A 6,552-nucleotide genomic window follows, 5' to 3' on the forward strand; every position below is an offset into this window, starting at 1 on the left:
GCGTGCTGCAGGTCGTGACCAATGACGACGTCGCGGTCGAGAACTCGTCCTACACGACAGGACGGCGCGGTGTCGCCGGCACGCTGGTGGTGGAAAAGATCGTAGGCGCCGCCGCCGAGCAAGGCATGGCGCTGCCCGCGCTCAAAGCGCTGGGCGACCACGTCAACGCCGCGACGCGCTCGATGGGCGTGGCGTTGACCAGCGGTACGGTGCCCGCCGCCGGCAAGCCCACCTTCGAGATCGGCGACGGCGAGATGGAGTTCGGCGTCGGCATTCATGGCGAGCCCGGCCGGCGGCGCGACGCGCTGAAGAGCGCCGACGCCATCGCCGAGGAGGTCTGCGCGGCGATCGCCGGCGATTTCGGCGACCGCGCCACGGGGCCGGCACTGCTGTTCGTCAACGGCTTCGGCGGCACGCCCTCGATGGAGCTCTACCTGATGTACAACAGCGCCCGCAGAATCTTCGAGAGACACGGCGTGACGGTGATCCGCTCGCTCGTCGGTTCGTATGTGACCTCGCTCGACATGGCTGGATGCTCGATCACGCTGACCATGCTCGACGATGACATGACGGCGCTGTGGGATGCTCCGGTGCACACGGCGGCGCTGCGCTGGGGGATGTAGCGCAATTCCAGGAAAAGTGTGAAGCGGTTTTCCGTCCGGAATTGCGCCAAAACAACGAGATAGAGCGGTTCTGCGTTTCCCTGAAACGGTGAACCGCTCTAGGCGTCTCTGGCTTCACCGGTACTTTTCTGGCAAGCATGCGCGGAACCTTGCCACTGTTGCCTCAACGATGCTGCCCGAGCTTTCGCCTGCCCAGGAAAAACTGCTGATCAACCTTGCCGACCCCGAGGCGCCCTCCGATTGGGGCAAGGACGTTTCCGCAGGTGACCTGTTGGCGCTGCTCGCCAATGCGGAGTTCCACGGCGTGCTGCCGATCGTGCTGCGCAAGTTCAGGGAACGCGGCGACGCCAATCTGCCGAAAGACGCGGGTCTGCGGCAAAAGCTTGCCGAGTTGCGCGACCAGATGACGATGGCGACCGGGCAGTCGATGCTGCTGCAATATCACGGCGATCGCATTATGAAGGCGCTGGCGGCGAAAGGCGTTCCGGCCCGGATCGTCAAGGGGCCGGTGTTCGCGCGCAGGCTCTATAGCCAACTTGCCGACCGGCCGTTCACCGATATCGACATTCTCGTCGACCCGACCGGCATCGAGGAAGCCAACAGGACGATCGCCGAATGCGGCTTTGAGCTCGGCAGCGGCGAGACCCTCTCGCACGAGCTGCAGGAATTCAAATGGCTGGAGAAAGAGAATTCCAGCCTGCTGATCGAGCTGCACGGCAATCTGGTGCACGACACCGGCATGCGCCGGCGCCTGTCGCTCGGCTTCCCCGAGCTGCAGGCGATCGACGGCGGCGAAACCGATACGCCGGCCGCGCTTCTGACCATCGCCATCGTCCATGCCGCCGGCGGCCACAAATTCCACCGGCTGCAGCTATGTGTCGACGTGCTGCAAGGCGTGCGGGCGCTGAGATCGCCGGAAGATGAAGCGCGCCTGCTGGAGGCGGCCCGCATGACCGGCATAGAGCTTGAGCTGGCGACGGTCCTCAACGTCACCGGACGTCTGTTCGGCGCGCCGCGCGCGATCGAGCTTGCGAACCGCATCAAGCCGAACCTCTCGATAAGGCTGGCGAAATGGCTGATCACCGGCAACATGCTGCTGCGCGTCAACTCGCGCGAAAAGCTGCGCTCGCGCCTCAGCCGCGACGCTTTCCGCTGGGTGCAGAGGCTGGCGCGGGCACGGCCCTATCCGGCTTGACCCAGAGCGGCGCGGATCAGCTGCGCCGCTTCGACCGGCCTCGCGCCCACTTCCAGCGTGAAGGTCGGCACCGTCTTGACCAATATTGCGATCGTCGCCATTCGCCTTTTCTGCAGCGGCAAAAGGCCGGTCATGCCGGTCCTCACATTGTCGGCGGCCAAAGCCACCATGGCATCGGTCCTGGCCATGGGCACCAGCCTTGTCTTGCCATCGGCCGAGCGGGCAAGATGAAGAAGAGCCGCGACCGGCCTGGCGCGAACATCCTCGACACGGATGATCTCGCCAAGGCGATCGAGCGACACGGCCTGCTCGCCCTCAGCATCCCATGTCTCGCCAAGGTAGGGCGACACGAAAGGCAGCATCGCCGCGGTGTTGCGATGGATCTTCACTTTACGCGGCATGCCCCAGGCCGTGACGCCGTCCTGTGTCGCCCTGAGGATCATGACGTCGTCGGAACAGAGGCCGAAGCCCTGCGAGGCGAGCGCCAGCGACGTCGTCGACTTGCCGGTGCCGCTCGGCGCATGGATCAGCACAAGCGCTTCGCTGCCCGGCAGCGTCAGGCCGGCCGTGTGCAGCATGTGCTGCCCTCCGGCATCGAGCGCGGCATCCAGCACCATCATCAGCAGCGTCCATTTGATCTTGCTGTCCGGATGGACGCGGATTTCGGCGCAGCTTTCCTTGTCGAGGATCGACAGCGTCTGCTGACCTGGAAAGACGAGGTGGAAGACGTCTCCGGCGTCGATCATCCGGCAATGGCCGTCGAAGGGCACTTCGCCATCGAAAGCCAATTTCCCTTGAGGGTTTTCCTGCAGATCAAGCGTTTCGATGATATCGACACGAAAGCCGGGCCGGGCAGCCTCGCTCACACGCAGCGCGCCGAGCATCAGGTCGAAGCTCGGCCAGAGGTCGGCGCGGGCGGCAGTGACGCTTATGACCTGCCCTTTGAGATCGTAGAAGAAAGTCGTTGTCCGGTCGCTCAAGCAGCGGACGCCTTCACGCTGGGCGGATGGCGGTAGATTTCCACCATGCCTGGCTGACTGTCGCTGACCACCGGCTTGCCGTCGAGGCAGACCCAGCAATGCGCCGACAGGCGGGGCTCGTGCATCGATTTGGCATCGACGCCGAAACGCAGCTCCGGGTCGAGACCGGCCATGCGCAGAAAACGGAAGCCGAGCAGACCCTCGCGAAGACATCTGCGGTCGCGCATGAACCAGGGCCGCCGCACCGTTCGGTTAACGCGCTGGACGATATAGGTCCAGGGCAAGTCACGATAGGGCGCGGGCGAGCGCAGCGGCGCCAGTTTCAACACGCTTTCAAAATCGCGCCGGCCGACCAGCACCGGCAGCAGCCTGGCGCTGAGCCACAAATGGGCGCGGAACAGGGCGCGCAGGACCGGCCCGTCGGTCATCACACGCCCGGGTCGGCGAGGATGCCTTCAGCCACCAACTCGGCGGCCAATTCGGCCATATCCTCGTCGAGCGTTGCCTTGTCGACCTCGAATTCGTCCGACAACAGGTCAATGATCTGGTCGAGGCTGCGCGCGCCATCAACCTTGTCGAGAAAGGCCTCGGTCGTGTCGTTGCAGGTGTAGAGCTGGCCGCTGCGCGCCAACAGCACGACGGCGCCATCGCCGACATGCTGCACCGACGCATCGTCGGCCATCCGAAGCACCGTTTTGGAACCAATCTCGGCCATGCGCCCGCTCCCCTTCGCCCGGGAGCAAATAGCGCGGGACCGCGAGGCTGTCCATCGCCATGGACGGCGGAGGGAACGACAGGCCGTGCCGCGCGGCCCGCCGTGGGGCGAATATTAGCGAGGTCTTGCCTTCCTGCCCTAGCGTAAGCTATGAGTCCGCCGGGCTTTGGGGGAATGATCTGTATGCGTTACAACTGGGAACGGGCTCCGACGGCGTTCGAACGCCATCGGAAGGCGCTTGCGGCGGCGATCCTGATCGCCGGCGGCGTCGGGCTGATGCTGGCGGCGCTGCCGCTCTAAGCCGGCTTACATCACGGACAGCAAGAGCGGCGACGCCATGGCGGCGCCGGACAGGTGCTTGACGGGCGATATCGACGAAAGTCAGGAAGACATGGCCTATGAAAGCGACTTAGGCTATTCCCAGACGGCAAAAAAATGTCCTGGGAGGGAATGTCGATGGCCTCACGCTATCACGAAGTCTATGAGGGCTGGAAGCGCGACCCCGTAGGGTTCTGGGCCGAAGCGGCGAAGGCGATCGACTGGGACAAGCCGGCCGAGAAGGTCTTCGATCCGGCGCAAGGCGTCTATGGCCGCTGGTTCGTCGGCGCTTCCTGCAACACCTGCTACAACGCCATCGACCGCCATGTCGCCGGCGGACGCGCCGACCAGCTGGCGCTGATCCATGACAGCGCGATCACCGGAACGATCCGGAAATTCACCTATGCCGAACTGAAGCGCGAGGTGGTCGCGCTGGCCTCGGTGATGCGGCATCGCGGCGTCGGCAAGGGCGACCGCGTCATCATCTACATGCCGATGGTGGCGGAAGCGGCGATCGCGATGCTGGCCTGCGCGAGGCTAGGCGCCGTGCATTCGGTGGTGTTCGGAGGCTTCGCCTCGCATGAGCTCGCCACCCGTATCGACGACGCCAAGCCGAAGCTGATCGTCAGCGCTTCCTGCGGCCTGGAGCCCGGTCGCATCGTCGCCTACAAGCCGCTGCTCGACAAGGCGATCGAGATGTCGAAGCACAAGCCCGACGCCTGCCTCATCCTGCAGCGCGAGCAACTGCGCTGCGAGATGAAGGACAATTACGACATCGACTATGCCGATGCGGTCGCCCGCGAGCGCGCCGCTGGCGCCAATGTCGACTGCGTGCCGGTGCTGGCCACCGACCCGCTCTACATCATCTACACCTCCGGCACGACCGGCCAGCCGAAGGGCATCGTGCGCGACAATGGCGGCCATATGGTCGCGCTGAAATGGACCATGGACAACGAGTTCGGCGTCAAGCCGGGCGAAGTGTTCTGGGCGGCTTCCGACGTCGGCTGGGTGGTCGGCCATTCCTATATCGTCTACGGGCCGCTTCTGCATGGCTGCACCAGCGTGCTGTTCGAGGGCAAGCCGATCGGCACGCCGGACGCCGGCACCTATTGGCGGGTGATCTCCGAGCATGGCGTCGTGGCGCTGTTCACCGCGCCGACCGCGTTCCGCGCCATCAAGGGGCAGGACCCCAAGGGCGAGTTCGTGCCGAAATACGACCTGTCGAAGTTCCGCACGCTGTTCCTTGCCGGCGAGCGCGCCGACCCCGAGACGATCAAATGGGCCGAGCAGAAGCTCGATCGGCCGGTGATCGACCATTGGTGGCAGACCGAGACCGGCTCGCCGATGACAATCAACCCGGCCGGTCTCGGGCTGCTGCCGGTGAAATACGGATCGCCCGGCGTGCCGATCCCGGGCTATGACATCCGCATCCTCGACGATGCTGGCCACGAAGTGCCGCGCGGCACGCTCGGCAATGTCGTGGTCAAGCTGCCGCTGCCCGCCGGCTGCCTGCCGACGCTGTGGAATGCCGACGCCCGCTTCCGCCAGGCCTACCTGGAAGAATTCCCCGGCTACTACAAGACGGCCGATGCCGGCATGATGGACGAGGACGGCTATCTTTACGTGATGGCCCGCACCGACGACATCATCAATGTCGCCGGCCACCGTCTCTCGACCGGCGCCATGGAAGAAGTGCTGGCCGCCCACCCCGACGTCGCCGAATGCGCCGTCATCGGCATTGCCGATGCCATGAAGGGCCAGGTGCCGCTGGGCTTCGTAGTGCTCAATGCCGGCGTGGCCCGCGACAGCGGCGCGATCGAAAGCGAAGTGGTGGGACTGGTGCGCGAGCGGATCGGCCCGGTTGCCGCCTTCAAGACCGTGGTGACGATCAAGCGGCTGCCCAAGACCCGTTCCGGCAAGATCCTGCGCGGCACGATGCAGAAGATCGCCGACAAGGAGGAATGGGCGATGCCAGCGACCATCGACGATCCCGCGATCCTCGACGAGATTACGGCGGCCTTGAAGGGACGCGGCATCGGAATGTAGCAGCCCGGCAGACGGCCGCGTTAATAATGTATTAGCCAGTTTCCCCCGCGCTGCAATCGCTTGTTGTGCGATGCAGCATCAGACTTTAAGTTTGCCTGGGGGGCCATACCGAAGGCACGGCATGGCTCAACAAGAGATGACATTCGGCGGCGTCGACATACCGCGATGCCTTGCTACCGTCGCCGTCAACCGGCCGGTAGCGGCCGGCGGCGAGCCGCGCATCCTGCCGCCGCTCGGTCCCACCCTGTTCCATCATCTGTTGAAGCCCGCCGAGAGGGGTCTACCGTTTCGTGGAAGCGGGGAACCGCTCGTCTGGCTGCCTGGACCGCCGGTGTGGAATTGTTTGCATTCGGCATGATATCGAGGCGCAAATCAGTGCAAGTATCCGAGCCTCAATCCGTGAGCCTGTTTCAACGATCGAAACGCCCTCGACCCGCGCCGCGCGAGCGCCTTGTGATGGATATGCGCGACACGATCGTCTATGCGATCGGCGACGTGCATGGCTGCCATGACGAACTGCGCGCGCTGGAACAGAAAATCGAGCTCGACGCACAGCGGTTCCGCGGCCGCAAGATCATCATCATGCTGGGCGACTATATCGATCGCGGCCCGCATTCGCGGCGCGTGGTCGACCATCTGATGGCGCCGCCGCCGAAAGGCTTCCAGCGCGTCTGC

Annotated in this window: 7 protein-coding genes; 4 read left to right on the plus strand and 3 right to left on the minus strand. The window is 64.7% G+C overall.

Features of this window, described 5'->3' with window-relative positions; translation table 11 throughout:
- A partial coding sequence (locus EOA24_RS23655) for a dihydroxyacetone kinase subunit DhaK (protein WP_189354165.1) occupies positions 1 to 623 on the plus strand: 623 nt, incomplete at its 5' end.
- Between the two features lie 169 nt (positions 624 to 792).
- The gene (locus EOA24_RS23660) at positions 793 to 1,818 is read left to right on the plus strand and encodes a nucleotidyltransferase family protein (RefSeq protein WP_127410119.1); all 1,026 of its coding nucleotides are present in this window, start codon (positions 793 to 795) and stop codon (positions 1,816 to 1,818) included.
- On the opposite strand, the gene EOA24_RS23665 is transcribed toward EOA24_RS23660, so the two are convergent.
- The 3 genes from EOA24_RS23665 to EOA24_RS23675 are packed head-to-tail and all read right to left on the minus strand — an operon-like array spanning position 1,806 to position 3,513.
- The gene (locus tag EOA24_RS23665; protein ID WP_127410120.1) at positions 1,806 to 2,798 is read right to left on the minus strand and encodes a serine kinase; all 993 of its coding nucleotides are present in this window, start codon (positions 2,796 to 2,798) and stop codon (positions 1,806 to 1,808) included. The genes EOA24_RS23660 and EOA24_RS23665 overlap by 13 nt on opposite strands.
- Positions 2,795 to 3,226 (minus strand): lasso peptide biosynthesis B2 protein, encoded by a 432-nt coding sequence (locus EOA24_RS23670; protein WP_126079783.1) that lies wholly within the window; start codon positions 3,224 to 3,226, stop codon positions 2,795 to 2,797. The genes EOA24_RS23665 and EOA24_RS23670 overlap by 4 nt, the downstream gene beginning before the upstream one ends.
- Entirely contained in the window at positions 3,226 to 3,513 is a 288-nt protein-coding gene (locus EOA24_RS23675) for a PqqD family protein (protein ID WP_042645095.1), read from the minus strand. The genes EOA24_RS23670 and EOA24_RS23675 overlap by 1 nt, the downstream gene beginning before the upstream one ends.
- 456 nt (positions 3,514 to 3,969) lie before the next feature.
- Between EOA24_RS23675 and EOA24_RS23680 the strand changes: the two genes are divergently transcribed.
- Together EOA24_RS23680 and EOA24_RS23685 are read left to right on the plus strand one after the other, a co-directional pair.
- Positions 3,970 to 5,877 (plus strand): propionyl-CoA synthetase, encoded by a 1,908-nt coding sequence (locus EOA24_RS23680; protein WP_127410121.1) that lies wholly within the window; start codon positions 3,970 to 3,972, stop codon positions 5,875 to 5,877.
- A 456-nt stretch (positions 5,878 to 6,333) separates the two neighbouring features.
- Positions 6,334 to 6,552 (plus strand): metallophosphoesterase (locus tag EOA24_RS23685; RefSeq protein WP_245501839.1); only part of this gene is annotated, 219 nt, incomplete at its 3' end.

It is taken from the genome of Mesorhizobium sp. M2A.F.Ca.ET.039.01.1.1 (assembly GCF_003998035.1).
Classification (GTDB): domain Bacteria; phylum Pseudomonadota; class Alphaproteobacteria; order Rhizobiales; family Rhizobiaceae; genus Mesorhizobium.

Coding starts and splice junctions, on each gene's coding strand:
- EOA24_RS23660 (WP_127410119.1), top strand. CDS start 793: ATGCTGCCCGAGCTTTCGCCTGCCCAGGAAAAACTGCTGATCAACCTT.
- EOA24_RS23670 (WP_126079783.1), bottom strand. CDS start 3,226: ATGACCGACGGGCCGGTCCTGCGCGCCCTGTTCCGCGCCCATTTGTGG.
- EOA24_RS23675 (WP_042645095.1), bottom strand. CDS start 3,513: ATGGCCGAGATTGGTTCCAAAACGGTGCTTCGGATGGCCGACGATGCG.
- EOA24_RS23680 (WP_127410121.1), top strand. CDS start 3,970: ATGGCCTCACGCTATCACGAAGTCTATGAGGGCTGGAAGCGCGACCCC.